General features: G+C 53.9%; 15 protein-coding genes. 9 read left to right on the top strand and 6 right to left on the bottom strand.

The features are described 5' to 3' along the window. Positions 1–13: 13 nt before the first annotated feature. The 6 genes from INT33_RS03120 to INT33_RS03095 form a co-directional block, all read right to left on the bottom strand. Positions 14–724 (bottom strand): SIR2 family NAD-dependent protein deacylase, encoded by a 711-nt coding sequence (locus INT33_RS03120; RefSeq protein WP_193091069.1) that lies wholly within the window; start codon positions 722–724, stop codon positions 14–16. 15 nt (positions 725–739) lie between these two features. Then, on the bottom strand, positions 740–2,503 hold the full coding sequence (gene aceK, locus INT33_RS03115; RefSeq protein WP_193091068.1) for a bifunctional isocitrate dehydrogenase kinase/phosphatase: 1,764 nt from the start codon (positions 2,501–2,503) through the stop codon (positions 740–742). Positions 2,504–2,593: 90 nt separating this feature from the next. Beyond that, a complete protein-coding gene (gene eat / locus INT33_RS03110; RefSeq protein WP_193091067.1) occupies positions 2,594–4,030 on the bottom strand; it encodes an ethanolamine permease in 1,437 nt (478 codons plus the stop codon). A gap of 242 nt (positions 4,031–4,272) precedes the next feature. Then, positions 4,273–5,103 (bottom strand): ethanolamine ammonia-lyase subunit EutC, encoded by an 831-nt coding sequence (gene eutC, locus INT33_RS03105; protein ID WP_193091066.1) that lies wholly within the window; start codon positions 5,101–5,103, stop codon positions 4,273–4,275. Then, positions 5,093–6,508 carry an ethanolamine ammonia-lyase subunit EutB gene (locus tag INT33_RS03100; RefSeq protein WP_193091065.1) on the bottom strand — a complete coding sequence of 472 codons (1,416 nt, stop codon included), beginning with the start codon at positions 6,506–6,508 and terminating at the stop codon, positions 5,093–5,095. Before INT33_RS03100 ends, eutC begins: the two co-directional genes overlap by 11 nt. A gap of 297 nt (positions 6,509–6,805) precedes the next feature. Next, on the bottom strand, positions 6,806–7,528 hold the full coding sequence (locus tag INT33_RS03095) for a FadR/GntR family transcriptional regulator (protein ID WP_226940056.1): 723 nt from the start codon (positions 7,526–7,528) through the stop codon (positions 6,806–6,808). A 152-nt stretch (positions 7,529–7,680) separates the two neighbouring features. Here INT33_RS03095 and INT33_RS03090 point away from each other — a divergent pair, with 152 nt between their 5' ends. The 9 genes from INT33_RS03090 to dctP all read left to right on the top strand — a co-directional run bounded on the left by INT33_RS03090 (position 7,681) and on the right by dctP (position 17,613). Next, the gene (locus tag INT33_RS03090) at positions 7,681–8,667 is read left to right on the top strand and encodes a sialic acid TRAP transporter substrate-binding protein SiaP (protein ID WP_193091063.1); all 987 of its coding nucleotides are present in this window, start codon (positions 7,681–7,683) and stop codon (positions 8,665–8,667) included. A 68-nt stretch (positions 8,668–8,735) separates the two neighbouring features. Continuing rightward, positions 8,736–9,311 (top strand): TRAP transporter small permease, encoded by a 576-nt coding sequence (locus INT33_RS03085; protein WP_193091062.1) that lies wholly within the window; start codon positions 8,736–8,738, stop codon positions 9,309–9,311. A gap of 13 nt (positions 9,312–9,324) precedes the next feature. Then, positions 9,325–10,698 carry a TRAP transporter large permease gene (locus INT33_RS03080; protein ID WP_226940044.1) on the top strand — a complete coding sequence of 458 codons (1,374 nt, stop codon included), beginning with the start codon at positions 9,325–9,327 and terminating at the stop codon, positions 10,696–10,698. A gap of 3 nt (positions 10,699–10,701) precedes the next feature. Further along, positions 10,702–12,249 carry a UxaA family hydrolase gene (locus INT33_RS03075; protein ID WP_193091061.1) on the top strand — a complete coding sequence of 516 codons (1,548 nt, stop codon included), beginning with the start codon at positions 10,702–10,704 and terminating at the stop codon, positions 12,247–12,249. An 85-nt stretch (positions 12,250–12,334) separates the two neighbouring features. After that, a complete protein-coding gene (locus INT33_RS03070) occupies positions 12,335–12,991 on the top strand; it encodes a 2-dehydro-3-deoxy-6-phosphogalactonate aldolase (RefSeq protein WP_193091060.1) in 657 nt (218 codons plus the stop codon). A 4-nt stretch (positions 12,992–12,995) separates the two neighbouring features. Next, positions 12,996–13,973 carry a 2-dehydro-3-deoxygalactonokinase gene (locus tag INT33_RS03065; protein ID WP_193091059.1) on the top strand — a complete coding sequence of 326 codons (978 nt, stop codon included), beginning with the start codon at positions 12,996–12,998 and terminating at the stop codon, positions 13,971–13,973. A gap of 422 nt (positions 13,974–14,395) precedes the next feature. Beyond that, positions 14,396–15,343 carry a hydroxymethylglutaryl-CoA lyase gene (locus INT33_RS03060; RefSeq protein WP_193091058.1) on the top strand — a complete coding sequence of 316 codons (948 nt, stop codon included), beginning with the start codon at positions 14,396–14,398 and terminating at the stop codon, positions 15,341–15,343. 10 nt (positions 15,344–15,353) lie between these two features. Next, positions 15,354–16,517, top strand: coding sequence for a CaiB/BaiF CoA transferase family protein (locus tag INT33_RS03055; RefSeq protein WP_193091057.1), 1,164 nt, complete (start codon positions 15,354–15,356; stop codon positions 16,515–16,517). A 106-nt stretch (positions 16,518–16,623) separates the two neighbouring features. After that, entirely contained in the window at positions 16,624–17,613 is a 990-nt protein-coding gene (gene dctP / locus INT33_RS03050) for a TRAP transporter substrate-binding protein DctP (RefSeq protein WP_193091056.1), read from the top strand. Positions 17,614–17,691 lie beyond the last annotated feature (78 nt).

Here is a 17,691-nt window from a genome sequence, read left to right as displayed (position 1 = left end):
GGATCACCTGAACTTACGGTAGCAACAGCTTACCGCGTGCTTTCCATTGTTCCACCAAGGCAGGCACGCCCTCCCCGGCGGTGGCGTTGATGGCCGCCACGCCGGGTGGGCTCAGCGCATCGGCATCAGGGTCAATCAGCGCGCACGGCGTATCGTAGTCGATGTAAGAGAGTAGCGACGCGGCCGGCATCACCGCAAGCGACGTGCCCACCACCAGCAAGAAATCTGCCTGGGTGGCAATCTCACAGGCCTCTTCAAACAGCGGTACGGCTTCGCCAAACCAGACCACATCCGGGCGCAGCTGGCTGCCTTTATCGCACACATCGCCCAGCACAATATTGCCTTTCAGCGGATAGCGCATGCGCTCATCTACACTGGAGCGCGCATTGAGTACTTCTCCATGCAGGTGAATCACCTGGCTGGAGCCTGCCCGCTCGTGCAGGTCATCGATGTTCTGGGTGATGATGGTGACCTTGAAGCCCGCCTGCTCAAGGCTTGCCAGCGCACGGTGCGCCGCGTTGGGCTTGGCCTTGCGGATCTGGTCGCGGCGCTGGTTATAAAAACCCAATACGCGCTCGGGGTCACGCTGCCAGCCTTGCGGCGTGGCCACCTCTTCAACCGGATGGTCTTCCCACAGCCCGTCGCTTGCGCGAAATGTCTTGATACCACTTTCGGCGCTGATCCCCGAGCCGGTAAATACCACCAGATGGCGCGCTGTCGTCATGATTACCTCGCTGCTTTACCGCAGTTGCTGTTCAGCGTCTACAAAGCGCTGCTCGTTTCCATAAGGGTACACGTCAATGATACGGCCATCGACAATGGCCTGCTGCAGGCCCTGCCAGTAGCTGACCTCGAAGAGCTCGGGATGGAAGGTCTTGAAAATCCGCAGCCGCTCCGGGTTGGCAAACATGAACGGGCCAAACTCCTCGGGAAAGATATCGTTCGGGCCAATGGAGAAGCTTTCATTTCCACCGCTCAGGTAATCGCCATCGCTTGAGACAGGAATGGCGCGAAAGTGGCATTCGGTGAGATAGCACACTTCATCGTAGTCGTAGAAGATCACCCGCCCCTGGCGCGTAACGCCAAAGTTTTTAAGCAGCATATCGCCGGGAAAAATATTGGCCGCCGCCATCTGCTTGATGGCATCGCCGTAGTCCTTGAGCACGGCCAGCTGCGCCTCATGACTGCACTGCTCCAGGTAAATATTCAGCGGGGTCATCATGCGCTCGGTATAGCAGTGCTTGATGATGACTTTCTCGCCTTTTAAATAAACCGTAGAGGGCGCAACGTCCAGCAGGTGGGCCAAACACTCGGGGGCGAAATGATCCTTGCGGACCGTGAAGTTGGAGAACTCCTGAGTGTCGGCCATGCGTCCCACCCGGTCGTGGCGCTTTACCAGACGGTACTTTTCGCGCACCACGGCATGTGTCACGTCCTTGGCGGGGTCAAACTTGTCCTTGATGACCTTGAATACCATGCGAAAACTCGGTAGCACAAACACCGCCATCACCATGCCGCGCACGCCCGGGGCAATCACGAACTGGTCTTCGCGCTTGGCGACCTGGCGGTTCAGGGCACGAAAGAACTCGGTTTTGCCGTGCTTGAAAAAACCAATGGCTGCATACAGCTCACCGGCCGGTTTATGGGGCATCAGCGTCTGGAGGTAATCGACAAACTCGCCGGGCACCGCTACATCTACCTGAAAGTAGGCGCGGGTGAACGAGAAAATTATCGCCACATCGTCGGAGTCGATCAGCACGGTATCCAGATGCAGCCCGGGGTCCGCGCCCGCCTGTTCATCAAAGCGTTCGCTGTGGCGGATAGGCAGTACCAGCGGTACGTGCTGGCCGCCGCCACTTATCCGCCCCACCAGATAGGCGCCCTTGTTGCGGTAGAAAATGCTGTTGAGCAGCTCAAGCTCGGCGTCTTCGGCGTGAGCGATGGCGGCGGGCAGAAGCTCTGCCAGACGCGCCGCGCCCAGGCGTGTATCGCTAGCCATATCGGCGAAGGGGTTTTCAAGCCCGGCGCCGTCCAGTGCCCAGGTCAAAGCATTTTGCCAATCACCGCCGACCCGGTGGCGGCGACATAGTTCGATCCCCGAACGGTGCGCGGCGTCGGCTCGAGAGCTTTCTACAAACATCCAGTCGTTGCGGATATGGCGATGGTTGAACACGGCGCAAAACAGCGAATTGAAGAACGTCTCGGCCAGTTCGTAATCCAGCCGCTGGCTGATCCGCTCGGCATACTGATCGCGCGCCTCGCGCCACAGGTCGCAGTGGGCCAACGTGTCTTCTGAAAACGCCTGTTTAAGGCTCGCCAGCCCCTCCTGGACCTTCTGCTGATAGAGGTTAATGCGATCAACCGAGGCCTGCTGCCCTTCCCGCCAAGCGCCCTCGCGAAACCGCCGATGGGCGTCTTGGGTGATGGCTTTAAAGCGCGTTCGATACGCTTCAAAACCGTGCAGAATGGTGGCGGCCAGGCGGTCGGCGGGCGTGGTTTTCACAGGCGAATCTCTTGGCGTTTTCCCCCAGCCTATACGGTGCAAAGCCCCCGGGCTATTGAGCGCGGGGGCTTTATCAGCAAGACGGCCGCGTTACGGTTTTGCGCCAGATATTGCCGGCTCTGGCGTGGCGGGAGTTACGTCCGGCTCGGCGATGACCAGCGCAAACTCCTCCTCGGCGGTTTTCGCCACCAGCTTGTTCTTGCTGTACAGGAAGTAATACGCCGCACCGATGATAAACAGCACGATGGTGTAATTAAATGCACGCGGATCAAACGCGTAAACGCCGGTGAGGGCGACCAGCGCCAGCACTAGGGCGATAGACGACGTGACGATACCCCCAGGTGTTTTATAGGGCCGCGGCAGGTCGGGGCGCTTAAGGCGCAGCAGAATATGGCTAAGTGCCATCAGCGCATAGGAAAGCGTGGCGCCCACCACGGCCATCGCCAGGATCAGATCGCCCTCTCCGCTTAACGAGGCCAGAAAGCCGAAGATGCCCGGCACGATCAGCGCCAGGTAAGGCACTTTTCGGCTGCTAGTCAGCGACAGCTTTTTCGGTAGGTAACCCGCTCGGGAAAGCGCAAACACCAGGCGGCTATAGCCATAAATAATCGAGAAGAACGAGGCGATCAGGCCCGCCAGCCCCAGCACGTTAACCAGCGTAGCAAGCGTTGGGTTACCCGCCGCGTTAAGTGCATCCACCAGCGGCACACCGCTTTGGCCGATCATTTCAGCCCCTGCGGCTCCGGCCAGCAATACCACGACCAGCAAGGCTGTGAAGAGCAAGAACAGCATCGCAGCAATAATCCCCCTGGGCATATCGCGTGCGGGGTCTTTGGCCTCTTCTGCGGCAAGCGGTACGCCTTCCACGGCTAAAAAAAGCCACATGCCAAACGGCAGCGCCGCCCAGATACCGTACCAGCCATAGGGCATAAAGGTGCTGGCGCCGGCCGCGTCAGTGGGCGCAATATCGAATAGATTGTCCGCATCGAAACTGCCGATCAGCGCTACCGCCGTGGCCAAAATGGCAAACACGGCCAAGCCGCTGATCACCATCATCACCTTTAGCGCTTCCCCAACCCCTGCCAGGTGAATGCCGATAAAGGCCGCATAAAACAGCAGATACACCAGCGGCCCATCCAGGCCGGTGAGGGCTTCCACCGCGGAGCCAATAAAAATCACGATCGCGGCGGGCGCCAGAGCGTACTCGATGAGTACCGCCAGCCCGGTTAAATAGCCCCCGGCCGGCCCCATCGCCTGGCGGGCAAAGCTGTAGCCACCTCCGGCGGCGGGAATCGCGGCGGACATCTCGGCAAGCGATAGCACCAACGCCAGATACATCAAGGCCATTAAACAGGCGGCAATCGCAAACCCGCCCCACCCGGCCTCGGCGATGCCAAAGTTCCACCCCGCGAAATCACCCGATATAACGTAGGACACCCCAAGCCCTGCCAGAAGTAGCCAGCCAGCGGTGCCTCTACGCAGCTGGCGCTTGGCCAGGTACGCCTGATCAACAGAAGATTGTGTCATTGTCTTGCCCTTTTAGTGAGGAACGAAGCGAATGTCAGCGGCGTGCTGTCAGGCTGTTATGCCAAGTCCTCTATTGTTATTAGGCTTTGTACGAAAACTGCTTGCGCTCGACCAGACGGCGTTAAAAATCAGCTCAAAATACTCATTTACACATGTAAACTCCGTTTTTTCGCTGATTTTTGCCTTGTCTGGCCTTCGCTCAGCGACTTTTCGTACAAAGCCAAGCAGTGATACGTTTGAGTTTAATCAGCGACCAGAAAATTCTGCGTTGAGCCCGGCGCAGCGGAGTCGCCTTCCAGCACGTTATCCTCGCTGCGGTCTTTGAGTTTGACGCCGGAAAGCTTTTTCTGACGCGCCTCTTTCAAGAGCAGAAATAGCCGTCTGGCAGCTTCATCCATTTGCAGCCCGGCGGGGCGCACGTTGGAAATACAGTTGCGCCGGTCATCCTTGAGCCCGGGCTCCGGCGCCCAGGTCATATAAAGCCCCAGGCTGTCCGGCGAGCTAAGCCCCGGGCGCTCGCCAATCATTACCAATACCGCATCGGCATTGAGCAGTGCGCCAATTTCATCGCCAATCGCCACCCGGCCCTGCTCGATAATAGTGAGCGGTGCCAGCTGCCACTCAGCGCTATCCTGCTCAAACTGTTGATAAAGCGCTTTTAAAAACGGCTGGCTGTTCTGCTGGACTGCCAACGCGGAAAGCCCATCCACGACCACCACAGCCAAGTCCACGCGGGACTGCGAAGCTACGGCTTCCAAACGCTCGCGCGACTCATCATTCAGCTTGCGGCCAAAATCGGGGCGTTGGAGATACATGGCGCGATCCTCCACTTGGCTGTGCAAGCGAAGCGGCTCATGCTCAAGCGCAAAGGCTTCTTGCAACTGCTGAGCCAGTGCCTCGACATCCAGCGGGCAGTGCACCGCGTCCTGTGCCTGGGCGTGGGCCAGCTGGAACTCCAGCAGCTTGCCGGTGGGCAGGCTGACACCTGCACGGCCCAAGCCAATGCGCGCATCGGTAAACGCACGCAGCCGCTCCCAGGGGTTTTCAACCACGATAGGCTTGTTAGACGTCATGACGCGGCTCCTTGGGCAGGTGGCGCAGGCTGTTGGCAAACGCGGCGGGCAACTGGTCGTTTAGCCGGTGCGTTTTCACATCTTGGAAAATCTGCATCTCGGTAAGCCAGCGCTCGAACTCGGGCGCGACTTTGAGCCCGAGCACCCGGCGGGCGTAGAGCGCATCGTGAAACGAGGTGGTCTGGTAATTGAGCATGATGTCGTCAGAACCTGGAATGCCCATCACGAAATTGCAGCCCGCCACGCCCAACAGGGTCAGCAGGTTATCCATATCGTTCTGGTCGGCTTCGGCGTGGTTGGTGTAACAGACATCACAGCCCATGGGCACGCCCAGAAGCTTGCCGCAGAAATGATCCTCAAGCCCGGCTCGGGTGATCTCTTTACCATCGAATAAGTACTCGGGGCCGATAAAACCGACGACCGTATTGACCAGCAGTGGGTTGAATTTACGCGCGACCGCATAGGCGCGAGCCTCGCAGGTCTGCTGGTCAAGCCCGTGATGAGCATCAGCAGAAAGCGCGCTTCCCTGGCCGGTTTCAAAGTACATGACGTTGCGCCCTACCGTTCCCCGATTAAGCGACTGTGCCGCTGCTTCAGCCTCGGCCAGAATGCTTAAATCGAATCCAAAACTGCGGTTGGTCGCTTCGGTACCGCCAATCGACTGAAACACCAGATCCACCGGGGCGCCCTGCTCGATTGCCTCCAACGTATTGGTCACATGGGTAAGCACGCAGGATTGGGTAGGAATCTGATACTTCTGAATCACGTCATCCATCAGGCGCATCAGCTTCACGCTCTGGGCGACGTTATCAGTCGCCGGATTAATCCCGATCACCGCGTCGCCGCTGCCGTATAACAGACCATCCAGAATGCTCGCGGCAATGCCGGTAACATCATCCGTCGGGTGATTGGGCTGTAGTCGAGTAGAAAGCCGCCCCGGCAGGCCGATGGTGTTACGAAACGCCGTAACGACCCGGCATTTCTTGCCCACCAGAATCAGATCCTGATTGCGCATCAACTTGCTTACCGCCGCAGCCATTTCCGGGGTAATGCCAGAGCGAACGTCGCTCAGGGCTTCTGAAGTTGCCTGGTCCGAAAGCAACCAGTTACGAAAATCTCCCACCGTTAAATTCTGGATGGGCGCAAAGGCCTCGGCGTCATGGTCATCGATAATCAGCCGGGTGATTTCATCTTGCTCGTAGGGCACCAGCGCTTCGTTTAGAAAGGTGGTGAGCGGCAGATCCGCCAGAACCATCTGCGCGACCACGCGCTCTTCCGCGCTTTCGGCAATTACACCGGCCAACCGATCGCCCGAGCGAGCCGGGGTTGCTTTGGCCATCAGTTCGGCAAGGCTTTTAAAGCGATAATGGCGGCTGCCTAGCGTCGTTTGAAAGCTCTGGGCCATGGTGTTTCCTTGTATTTATTTTCCTAACGCTGGTGTACAGAATAAAAATTGCCTACTTACACCATAGCGCTATCACTCGACTTACAGTATCGAATGTTGGAAAAACAGCTTAACGCTAGATGTAGCCACCATATTCGGCAAGCCAAGTTAAAGCAGTGTCGTTCTTAGGGAGAGCGATGGTGTGGCAATGAAAGAGTGCGATGGTAAGGAAACTACGCGCACTTCCCATGTTAGCCAAAGGAAAACGAGCGAAGTGTCGTTAAAAAGAAGGGAAGAAGTATACAAAAAACACGCTTTTTACTTCGGAAAAGCCTCATCGAAAGAATTCTTTACACTTTCCAAGTGTTTGAGCATTGCGTCATGAGCCGCCTTAGCGTCTTGCTGGCGAATAGCTTCTAAAATGCGCATGTGTTCATAAACGGCCTTAGAGCGCCACTTTTGAATTTCCACTAGCTTCTGAAGCTGTGGCCAGAGCTGGCTACGTTCTCGCATTTTCCAAAGCTGAGTAATAGAGCGCTCAATTAACGCATTTCCACATGCTTTTGCGATAAGTAAGTGAAAATTTCGGTCACCTATTTCGGTCTGAAATCCTTCTGCATGTTCTTCCAACATATAAACGATCGTTTCTTCAAGCGCATCGCATACATAGTCTGCGCGGCGCTGGGCTGCTAAAGCGGCCGAGGCAGGTTCAAGCGCAAAGCGTGCCTCCAGCTGTTCAAAAGGCCCCGCCTCATCGGTATCAATCAAAGAAGAAGGGAAATACTGCTGCGAGCCCACTAAGGCTCCCACGTTTTTACGCACCGTAACAGCACCAACAACCTCCAAGGCAACAAGTGCTTCACGAATGGTCGGACGGCTCACATTCAAAAGAGAAACCAGCTCAGCTTCGCTAGGCAGTTTCTGCCCCGCTTCCAAGCCACGCTCTTGAATTAACAGAAATATCCTTTCAGCCGTACGCGCGAATAAGCGCTGCGTAGGCACAATAGGAAGGATCGAAGGAACGTTAGAGGATGTAGTCATATATTCAAAATTATCATGCAAATGACAGGCAATCAAGCAAATAGCGAAGCATTGTCAGGCAATGATAATTACTAAAGCCTATATTGACAGACAATAATTTAGAAAATAACCTTACATTGCATGACAATTATAACTTAAGGACAACGTCAACCATGAAGAAAGCAATGAAGAAGAAAACGTTTGTAAGATCCTTGGCATTAATCAGCTTGGCGCTAAGTAGCAGTACTGTACTTGCAGAAACAACTCTACGCTTTGGACACGTTCTGGAGGTATCGCACCCCTTATCACTTCAATATAAACAGGTAGCTGATGAAGTGGCCGAAGCGACCAATGGAGAAGTGAAAATCGAGCTTTTTCCAGCAGGGACGCTAGGCAGCCAGTCAGAGCTAGTGGAAGGGCTTAGCTTGGGAACCGTTGACATCACGTCACCGGGTTCTGCTTTCCTGGGTTCTATCGTTCCAGATCTCTCCGTTACATCCGCGCCTTACGTGTTTCGTGATATGGATCACTTTGCCAGCTTCACTCAAAGCGACGTGATGGAAAACCTGGCAAATCAATATCATGAAGAAACAGGCAACCATATCCTCTCTGTCTGGTACTACGGCACGCGCCATCTAACGGCGAACAAGCCCGTGCATACGCCTGAAGATGCCAGGGGAATGAAAATCAGAATTCCTGATGCCTCTGTTTATGCGCTTTTTCCCAGATCAATTGGCGCTAATCCAACGCCTATCGCCTTTTCAGAAGTTTACCTAGGACTTCAACAAGGCGTAGTGGATGGCCAAGAGAATCCGCTATCTGTCATTCAGTCCCACCGCTTTTATGAAGTGCAGGATAACATAGTTCTGACAGGCCACTTAATCGACAACATGATGCCGGTTATCTCCGGGTTCGCTTGGGACAAGCTGAGCGAAGAGCAGCAACAAGCAGTATCAGACGCTTTCTTAAAAGCAGCTGAAGAATCGATAGGCATCATCCAGGAAGAGGAAGACACGCTCAAAACAGCATTCATCGAAAGAGGGATTAACGTTATTGAACCTGATACCGACGCTTTTGCTGAAGCGGCTCGTACCTACCTGACCTCAAACGATATGCGGTGGGATCAGGAATTATTTCAGTCAATTCAAGACATTCAATAATGTCTGAAGGCATGCGCTGGCAATAAGCCAGCGCAGAGCTTTTAAATAGGTAGCCTCTGGAGGAGGAGATGTCTGATATTACCAATAAGAGCAAAAAACTCGCTCAACCCCACCATACTCAAATTAGCCAAGAAAAAGAGTCCGCTCACCCCACGGTAGATAACCAGGATATCAAACCAGAGTGCCTGTACGACTGGTGGGGGCTTAGCCTTTTCTGGGCGCTACTAAGTATGGTTGTGCTGCAATTTGTCTCGCGTTACCTGTTCAACTCTTCAATTGCCTGGACAGAAGAACTTGCCCGCTACCTGCTTGTAGCAACGACTTATTTCGGATCAGTCTCTTTATTTAGGCGCAATAACCACATTGCGATTGAAGCAGTAAGAGACAAGCTCCCCATCTTATGTCGCCGTGTGCTAGAGACCACCATGGATTTCGTCACCATGGCGTTTCTTTTTGCTATCGCCTGGTATGCCTTTGGAGCAGCCCAACGGGTTCCCGGCACCATGGCATCGCTGCCCATGCCCAAAAATATCGTTCACTACGCGGTAATGGTTGCCTTCATTCTCATGGGAGTGATGGCGGCTAATGTCATGATAAAGCGCCTCCTGGGGCGGCTAAGTGAACGCGAAGCCGTATCCATCTAAGGTCATGCCAATAATGAAATCCCTTCTCGCATCAAAAGCGCCTATGTGCTCACTTGCGGTTACCAGCATTGCCTGGTTAATCGTTGCTACTTGCGCCATCTATGGCCTTTCCATCCCCGCACTCATTGCTGGGGTACTCGCCATGATCATTTCAGGCGCGCCGGTTGCTGTTGCCATCGGCCTACCTTCTTTACTCTTTATTCTCATTACTGGCTCCGTGCCTGCTTTACTCTCTGCCCACCGCATGGTGGCGGGGATAGACAGCTTTCCCCTGATTGCCATTCCATTTTTCATCATGGCCGGGGCGCTGATGAACGCAGCCCAAATAACCGACAAAATATTTTATTTTGCGCGCACGTTGGTAGGCTGGTTACCTGGCGGGTTAGGCCATGTCAATGTAGGCGCCAGCGTCATTTTTGCCGGAATGTCGGGCGCGGCCGTAGCCGATGCGGGCGGCCTTGGTGCCGTGGAGATCAAGGCAATGCGTGAAGCCGGGTATGATGACGACTTCGCGGTAGGCGTTACAGCAGCCTCATCAACCATTGGTCCTATAATCCCACCCTCGCTACCTATCGTTATTTACGGCGTCATGGCCAACGTTTCGATCGGCGCGCTATTTGCCGCGGGTATTGTGCCGGGCCTGTTACTCGCCGTCACGATTATGCTCATGGTGGCCTGGTATGCCTGGAAACGAAACTACCCGGTAGATACCCGCTTCTCACTACCCGTCGCCACTACGGCGTTCTGGCAGGCACTTCCCTCGTTACTGACCCCCGTTATTATTATTGGAGGCATATTGCTCGGCGTATTTACCCCGACAGAAGCCGCTATTGCTGCTGTGACATGGGCAACATTCCTGGGTATTTGCTACCGCACATTAACCATCAAAAAATTTATTTCAGTCTCCTACGAAACGTTGGAAACCACCGCGGCCATTCTGTTCATTGTGGGGGCTGCAGCACTCTTTGCCTGGATACTGACCTCGCATCATGTGGCAGAACAGCTGGCTACACTACTACTCGGCATTACCGAAAACCGCATTGTATTACTACTGCTTGCCACGGTTTTACTGCTGATTATTGGCTGCTTCCTTGAAACCATTGCGGCCATCACAATTCTGACGCCGGTGCTTTTACCAGTCATGGTATCCGCTGGGGTAGACCCTGTGCATTTTGGCATTGTGATGATCCTTAATCTGATGTTGGGTCTTTTAACGCCCCCACTAGGCATGGTGCTTTATGTGCTTAGCCGAGTAGCCAATGTGCCCTTCACACGTTGCGTTAGCGCTACCATGCCCTTCTTCTTTGTCCTGCTGTTCGCACTGCTCATAGTGACGTTGGTTCCCAGTATTTCACTATTCATTCCTAGTATTATTTCAGGCTCTTAACATATGGATATCATTACTAAATCCGACCAAAACGCATCCTCCAGATCCATCATCATTATTAATAACGATGACAATGTTGCGGTTGCGGTACGCGATATCAGTAAAGACAGCACGATCAACGACATTACCGTGCGAATAAATATACCGCGTGGCCATAAGCTAGCGCTTACTGAAATAACTGCGGGCACGCCTGTTCTCAAATATGGGCAGATTATTGGCTACGCAAAGGAGAACATCTTTTCAGGTGACCACGTACATACGCACAATGTTGAGTTTCGCAATACACACAAGAATTACGAATACTGCACGGCCGCTTCGCCAGCGGCCATGGTGCCAGAGCAAGAACGCGCCACTTTCCTAGGATACTGCCGTCCCACTGGGAAGGTAGGCACCCGTAACTATATCGGCATTCTAACTACCGTTAACTGCTCGGCAACGGTTGCGCGGGCTATCGCTGAACACTTCACGCCCGAGGTCTTAAAACAGTGGCCCGGGGTCGATGGAGTGGTTAGTTTCGTGCACGGCACGGGCTGCGGCATGACCGCTCAAAGCGAAGGTCTAGATAGCCTTCAACGGGTAATAAAAGGCTATGCGCAACACCCCAACTTCGCGGGCGTGCTGCTGATAGGGCTGGGCTGTGAGGTCAACCAAACCAATGCACTGCTGAAAGCCCAAAAGCTGGATCGTTCAGACACCTTCCGGACAATGACAATTCAAGCCGAAGGCGGTATACGTAAGACGATTTCCCAAGGAATTCTCGCTATTAACGAAATGGCAGATATCGCAACCACTTACCAACGCGAGCCTTGCCCTGCTTCTGAATTAACACTGGCCCTGCAGTGCGGCGGGTCGGATGCCTGGTCCGGCATTACGGCCAACCCTGCCCTGGGCTATGCCGTTGACCTTCTGGTCAGCCATGGCGGTAGCGCCATTCTAGGAGAAACTCCAGAAGTTTATGGCGCAGAGCATTTATTGACGCGTCGCTCGGCCGATAAAGACATCGCCAATAAACTTGTTGAACGCATACTCTGGTGGGAAAACTATACCCAAATGAATGGCGGAACCATTGATGCCAACCCCTCCCCAGGCAATATTCAAGGAGGGATTACCACCATTCTCGAAAAATCGCTGGGTAGCGTAGCCAAAGGCGGCACTACCCCGCTCACCGGGTTCTGGCAGTATGCTGAAACGGCCACCCGCAAAGGATTCAGTATGATGGATAGCCCTGGGTTTGACCCGGTATCCGTGACCGGCCAAGTGGCCACTGGGTCTAATATTGTTGCTTTCACTACAGGGCGCGGCTCCTGTTTTGGCTGCAAGCCTTCTCCGTCTATCAAAATCGCCTCTAACTCCACCATGTACGAACAAATGAGCGAAGACATGGATATCAATGCGGGCAGCATCATCACAGAGGGCAGAACCATCGAAGAAGTGGGCCGGGAAATATTCGACCTGCTGCTCGATATTGCCTCTGGTGAGTTAAGCCTGAGCGAACAGAACGGCCTGGGTGATCTGGAATTCGTCCCCTGGCAGATCGGCGCGGTGATGTAGACCGGTTACGCGTCCGCTTTTGGCGGACGCCCTATCTAATTGACTCGCCTGTGCAGCGCATGGGAAAACACCCGAGGAATAAAGCATGCCCCAACCATCAGCGTGGCCTTCACTCAAGCGCCCTCTCGTTGCCATTTTGCGTGGTATCAATCTAAAAGAAAGCCTGCCAATGGTTGAAACATTGCTGAATGAAGGCTTTGAGGCCATTGAAGTCCCCTTAAACTCACCCTCTCCTTTTACAACGATCGAGATGATCGTACGAGAGTTTGGAGAACAGGCATTGTTAGGGGCTGGCACAGTACTCGACCCGCAAGACTGTCATCGTCTTGCCGATATAGGGGCAAAATTAGTGGTTACGCCCAATGCCAACCCAGAAGTGATTAGCACGGCGGTGCAGCTCGGGCTGGTGACCATGCCTGGCGTGTTCACGCCCACAGAAGCCATACAGGCATCCAAGGCCGGGGCGTCAGCACTTAAGTTCTTTCCCGCATCGGTACTGTCGGTCAGCGGTATCAATGCCATTCGCGCGGTACTGCCAAGCGATATGCCGGTAGGTGCGGTCGGCGGTATTTCAGAGCATAGCTTCGAGCACTATATCGACAACGGCATTACGATCTTTGGCATGTCCTCCACCCTGTATCGCCCAGGCGATGGCGTAAAGGACATAGCGCCACGCGCCCAAACCATCATTCGCGCCTACGATGAAGCCCTGAATAAGCGCCAAGCCACTAAAAGTGAGTAGCACGATGCCCTTAAAAACGAAGGATTTCATTGCACTGGATTGGGGTACCTCCAGCTTGCGAGCATTCCTGATGGACACCAACGGCAACGAGCTGGAAGAGCGCAACAGCACACATGGTATTCAGCACCTACCCGAGCCGGGAGCCGCTGGTTTTTTACGCGCCCTGCACGAAATCTGCGGGGATTGGCTGGTAGAGAATACCGCACGTCCTCTGGTCGCCAGTGGCATGGTGGGTAGCGCCCAAGGTTGGGCAGAAGCTCCCTATGCAAAATGCCCCGCCGACCTCAATACGCTGGCCACACAAGCCGGCAGCGTAGTGTTACCCGATAACCGTAAGCTGCATATCGTACCTGGCGTATTGCTCAATAGCGCCGACGCTCTTCCAGATGTCATGCGGGGTGAAGAGACTCAAATCATGGGCGCCCTGGCTGGTCAACCCGTGTGGACCGACAATGCGGTCGTGGTACTGCCCGGCACACACTCCAAATGGGCGCTGGTCAGGCAAGGCACCATCGAACGCTTCACCACGTACATGACGGGAGAAGTATTCGCCACCCTGCGTCAGCATTCGATTCTCGGCCGCCTGATGCAAGACGCGCCAGCGACGCCGGATGCTGCAAACGCCGCCTTCAAGGCAGGCCTGGAAATAGCCAAAGCGGGGCAAGCCGGCGACCTGCTGAATCAACTCTTCACAGCAAGATCCATGGGGCTAACCCAACGCATCGAACACTCAGCGCTGAGCGACTACCTTTCCGGCATGCTGATTGGTAACGAGCTTGTATCAGCAATCGCCAAAATGCAGCTTGATCAACCGCAATCGCCAGCCCTGCTGATCATTGGTAACGACACCCTGGTAGCCCGCTATCGCCAGGCTTTCGAGATAATGGGGCTTACCTGCGCGGCGCACTTCAACAATACCGCCCCGCAGGGGTTATACCACTTTGCGCTCGAACGCGGGCTGGTGAAGCAGATGGACAAGTAACAGGCGCCATCAGTGCCAGCACACCCCGGTATCGGTTAGCAGAAAAAGCTGAAACCCGAATCGTTGAAGCCATTCGCTAGCATCGCCGAAAAGCGGGTTTAGTAAAAGAAGCTTAACATCCAGCAAATTGTCACTCTCGATCAGACAACCTAGCGGGCTGCCCGTCCATTTTGTCCAATAATGGGTATACAGCAAACAAAACAGACCATGAAACTGATATATACCTTAGTATTAAATTGAAACAACAATATCTAACAACATCCATTTAAAGGCATGCATAAAAAAAATAAAAACAAATTAAATCAATAACTTAAAATAAATTTCCCACAAAGAAATATCACGGTGAAAATTCTGAACTTTGTTGCATCAAGGCTCTCGCTTACCTTGTTTTTAATACTTAATCATAAACAAGGCTAGTGATAATGAGCACATCCACCTCCAGACATGTTGTGATTAACGAGGTCGGTTTGCGAGATGGCCTACAAAGTATTGCGACCATTCTTACCACTCAACAAAAACAGGAATGGATTCTCAATGCTTACCAGGCGGGCATTCGTGAGCTTGAAGTAGGCTCTTTCGTACCTCCAAAGCTATTACCGCAGCTAGCGGATACGGCCGAACTGGTGGCTTATGCGAAAACACTCCCAGGCCTATTCGTATCGGTGCTGGTGCCTAATCTCAAAGGGGCTGAACGCGCCATTGACAGTGGTGCCGACTTAATGGTGTTACCCATTTCAGCCAGCTACGAGCACAGCTTAGCCAATGTCCGCAAAACACCTGATGAAATGCTGATCGAACTAGAGCGGATACAGGCTGCCAAGCAAGCCGCTGGCGCCTCGACCATCATCGAAGCCGGTATCGGAACAGCCTTTGGGTGCTCATTACAAGGTCACGTCGACAAAAGCGAAGTACTGCGATTGTCCCAAAGTGCCCTAGAAGCAGGCGCCGATCGCATAAGCCTTGCGGATACGGTTGGCTACGCCGACCCAAGGAAGGTAAGCGAGCTTTTCAGCCAGGTCATCGCATTAGTCGGAGACCAATGTTGGCGGGCCCATTTCCACGATACCCGTGGGCTTGCCCTGGCTAATGTTTGCGCCGCTCTAGAAGTCGGTATTACTCGCTTTGACGCATCACTTGCGGGCATTGGCGGATGTCCTAACTCTCCAGGTGCAAGCGGTAACGTCGCCACCGAAGATTTGGCTTTCATGCTATCCAGCATGCAGCACGAGATCGATATAGACATAACGAAACTACTTGAATTAAGGGAAAAAGTCGCAAAATGGCTGTCAAGCGAGGAGACGTACGGCACCTTATGGCGCGCAGGACTCCCTAAAATATTCGAAGCCAACGACCTGCGCATTAATGAGTAATGAGGTAAGCATGAATACGTCCGCATCGGATCAGCAACCCCTGCCCCTGGAAGGGATCCGCGTCATCGAATTCAGCCATATGGTGATGGGGCCCACCTGCGGCTTGATCCTGGCGGATCTAGGCGCCGAAGTCATCAAAATAGAGCCCCCCCAAGGCGACAAAACACGCTCATTAAGCGGCATCGGCATGGGCTTTTTCCGCACCTACAACCGCAACAAGAAAAGCGTGGTACTCGATATCAAGCAGGAAGACGATAAAGCCACTCTACTAAAGCTGATCGAGCAATCAGACGTCCTTATCGAGAATTTTCGACCTGGGCTGATGAATTCATTGGGGCTCGGCTACGAAGCCCTCTCCAAACAGTTTCCTGGTCTGATTTACGTCTCCCATAAAGGATTTCTGCCAGGCCCCTACGAGAACCGTTTAGCCCTGGATGAAGTCGTGCAAATGATGGGAGGGCTCGCCTACATGACGGGGCCTGAGGGGCGCCCTCTTCGTGCGGGCGCCTCGGTCAATGATGTCATGGGCGGCATGTTTGGCGCGATCGGTGTGCTTTCGGCATTAATGCAGCGCGGCCTCACAGGCAAAGGTCAAGAAATACAGAGCGCCCTGTTCGAAAACTGCGCTTTTCTGTCGGCACCGCATATGCAACACGCAGCCATGACCGATGAGATCCCGCCCCCCATGCCATCGCGATCCTCACCATGGACCGTCTATGACGTCTTCAACGTGGCGAACGACGAGCAACTGTTCATTGGCGCAGTCAGTGATAAACAGTGGAAGATTCTCTGCGAAGTACTGGAACGTCATGACCTGCTTGAGGACCCAGCGTTGCAGACCAATAAGCAACGCCTTGCAGTACGCCATACGCTACTTGAGCAGTTAGGAGAAACGCTTCGACATCATCCTCTTGGCGAGCTAACGAAAAAGCTCGAGGCCGCAGGATTACCTTATGCCCCTATTACACGTCCCGATGAGCTGCTGCACGATGAGCACTTGAAAGCGAGCGGCGGCCTTATGTCTATGCAAACCGATACAGGCGAAATGACCGATGTTGTCCTGTTACCGCTGATGATGAACGGGCGCCGCCCCCAGGTGCGACACCCCCTTGCTCGCCTTGGCGAGCACACCAACGAGATATTAGGCAGTTTGAACTACCAGCCACTTAATTGATAACCGTCTGACTGACAGCCAGCTGATTGATAAATAGTCACTTTACAACCATCCAACGTGATCGAATGGATGAAAGCCAAAGAAATAATCACAATAAGGGTCAATAATGAAAATCAAACAGAAAATTATCTGTACCGCCCTCGCCGCCGCCAGCTCTATTGGAACGGCATTCGCTGCCGACTATACCCTACGCGTCGCTCACCAATACCCCGGCTCCCACCACATCGCACAAGCGTTGGACGGCTTCGAGAAAGAAGTAGAAACCAATAGCGATGGCCGCATAGAGATCGAGATCTTTGGCGGTGCCCAGCTGTATGGGCCTACTCAGTTTCACTCCGCCGTCGCCCGCGGCCAGATCGAATCAGCCGCCATCATCAGTTTGATTTGGGGCGGTACGATCCCCGAAATGCAGGTGTTCAATATCCCCTATTTGCTGACGGATGCCGAAAGACTCGAGGCCTTCCCTTCGTCGCAGGCGGCCGACCTGTTGGATCAGAAGCTAGAAGCCAAAGGGGTCAAGAATCTCTCCTGGATGCTCGACTCCAACAACCTGATCTTCACCTCGAACAACGCCCCTCTGGTCGAACCGGATGACTTTTCAGGCATCAAGATTCGGGGCCTTAGCCGTATTTTCGATGAAGGCTTGATAGCGCTAGGCGCCTCCCCCACCTCCATGCCCGGCTCTGAAGCTTATCAAGCACTCCAGACCGGTGTTGTGGACTCGGCCATCACCAGTATCGGGGCCGCCTACTCCAGACGTTATTTTGAGGTTCAAGACTACGGTACGGCCTCCAACATGATTGCGGTCTATTCCAACCTGGTCATCAACCCACAGTTTTGGGAATCGCTGCCGCAAGATCTACAAGAGATCGTCGCGACGGCTGCTCAGAATGCAGAAAAGCCTCTTCTCCCCCAGGACAATAGTCTGGACCAGCAGGGTATCGACACGCTGGAAGAGAACGGTATGGAAGTCACCGCACTAACGGAAGAGCAAGAGGCCGCATGGAAAGCGATCATGCAGCCGGCCATCCAGGAGGCTTTTCTAAAAAGCGCACCGGATGGAGAACAGCTAATCGAAATACTTGAAAACCTGTAACAGGGCTTTTGAGGCTGCAGGAGGGCACTCGACCAGCCCTCCACTACCCACGTGATCGGGTAGAGTCGACGATAGGAA

This window comes from Halomonas colorata, from assembly GCF_014897985.1.
GTDB lineage: Bacteria > Pseudomonadota > Gammaproteobacteria > Pseudomonadales > Halomonadaceae > Vreelandella > Vreelandella colorata.
Note: the sequence above shows the minus strand (reverse complement) of the source record. Positions and strands in the feature narration are given on the sequence as shown.

Excerpts from the sequence above, each read along its gene's own strand:
- INT33_RS03070 (WP_193091060.1), top strand. The coding sequence starts at position 12,335 with ATGCCCCAACCATCAGCGTGGCCTTCACTCAAGCGCCCTCTCGTTGCC.
- INT33_RS03060 (WP_193091058.1), top strand. The coding sequence starts at position 14,396 with ATGAGCACATCCACCTCCAGACATGTTGTGATTAACGAGGTCGGTTTG.
- INT33_RS03065 (WP_193091059.1), top strand. The coding sequence starts at position 12,996 with ATGCCCTTAAAAACGAAGGATTTCATTGCACTGGATTGGGGTACCTCC.
- INT33_RS03120 (WP_193091069.1), bottom strand. The coding sequence starts at position 724 with ATGACGACAGCGCGCCATCTGGTGGTATTTACCGGCTCGGGGATCAGC.
- INT33_RS03085 (WP_193091062.1), top strand. The coding sequence starts at position 8,736 with ATGTCTGATATTACCAATAAGAGCAAAAAACTCGCTCAACCCCACCAT.
- INT33_RS03090 (WP_193091063.1), top strand. The coding sequence starts at position 7,681 with ATGAAGAAAGCAATGAAGAAGAAAACGTTTGTAAGATCCTTGGCATTA.
- dctP (WP_193091056.1), top strand. The coding sequence starts at position 16,624 with ATGAAAATCAAACAGAAAATTATCTGTACCGCCCTCGCCGCCGCCAGC.
- INT33_RS03055 (WP_193091057.1), top strand. The coding sequence starts at position 15,354 with ATGAATACGTCCGCATCGGATCAGCAACCCCTGCCCCTGGAAGGGATC.
- eutC (WP_193091066.1), bottom strand. The coding sequence starts at position 5,103 with ATGACGTCTAACAAGCCTATCGTGGTTGAAAACCCCTGGGAGCGGCTG.
- INT33_RS03095 (WP_226940056.1), bottom strand. The coding sequence starts at position 7,528 with ATGACTACATCCTCTAACGTTCCTTCGATCCTTCCTATTGTGCCTACG.
- INT33_RS03100 (WP_193091065.1), bottom strand. The coding sequence starts at position 6,508 with ATGGCCCAGAGCTTTCAAACGACGCTAGGCAGCCGCCATTATCGCTTT.
- INT33_RS03080 (WP_226940044.1), top strand. The coding sequence starts at position 9,325 with ATGAAATCCCTTCTCGCATCAAAAGCGCCTATGTGCTCACTTGCGGTT.
- INT33_RS03075 (WP_193091061.1), top strand. The coding sequence starts at position 10,702 with ATGGATATCATTACTAAATCCGACCAAAACGCATCCTCCAGATCCATC.
- eat (WP_193091067.1), bottom strand. The coding sequence starts at position 4,030 with ATGACACAATCTTCTGTTGATCAGGCGTACCTGGCCAAGCGCCAGCTG.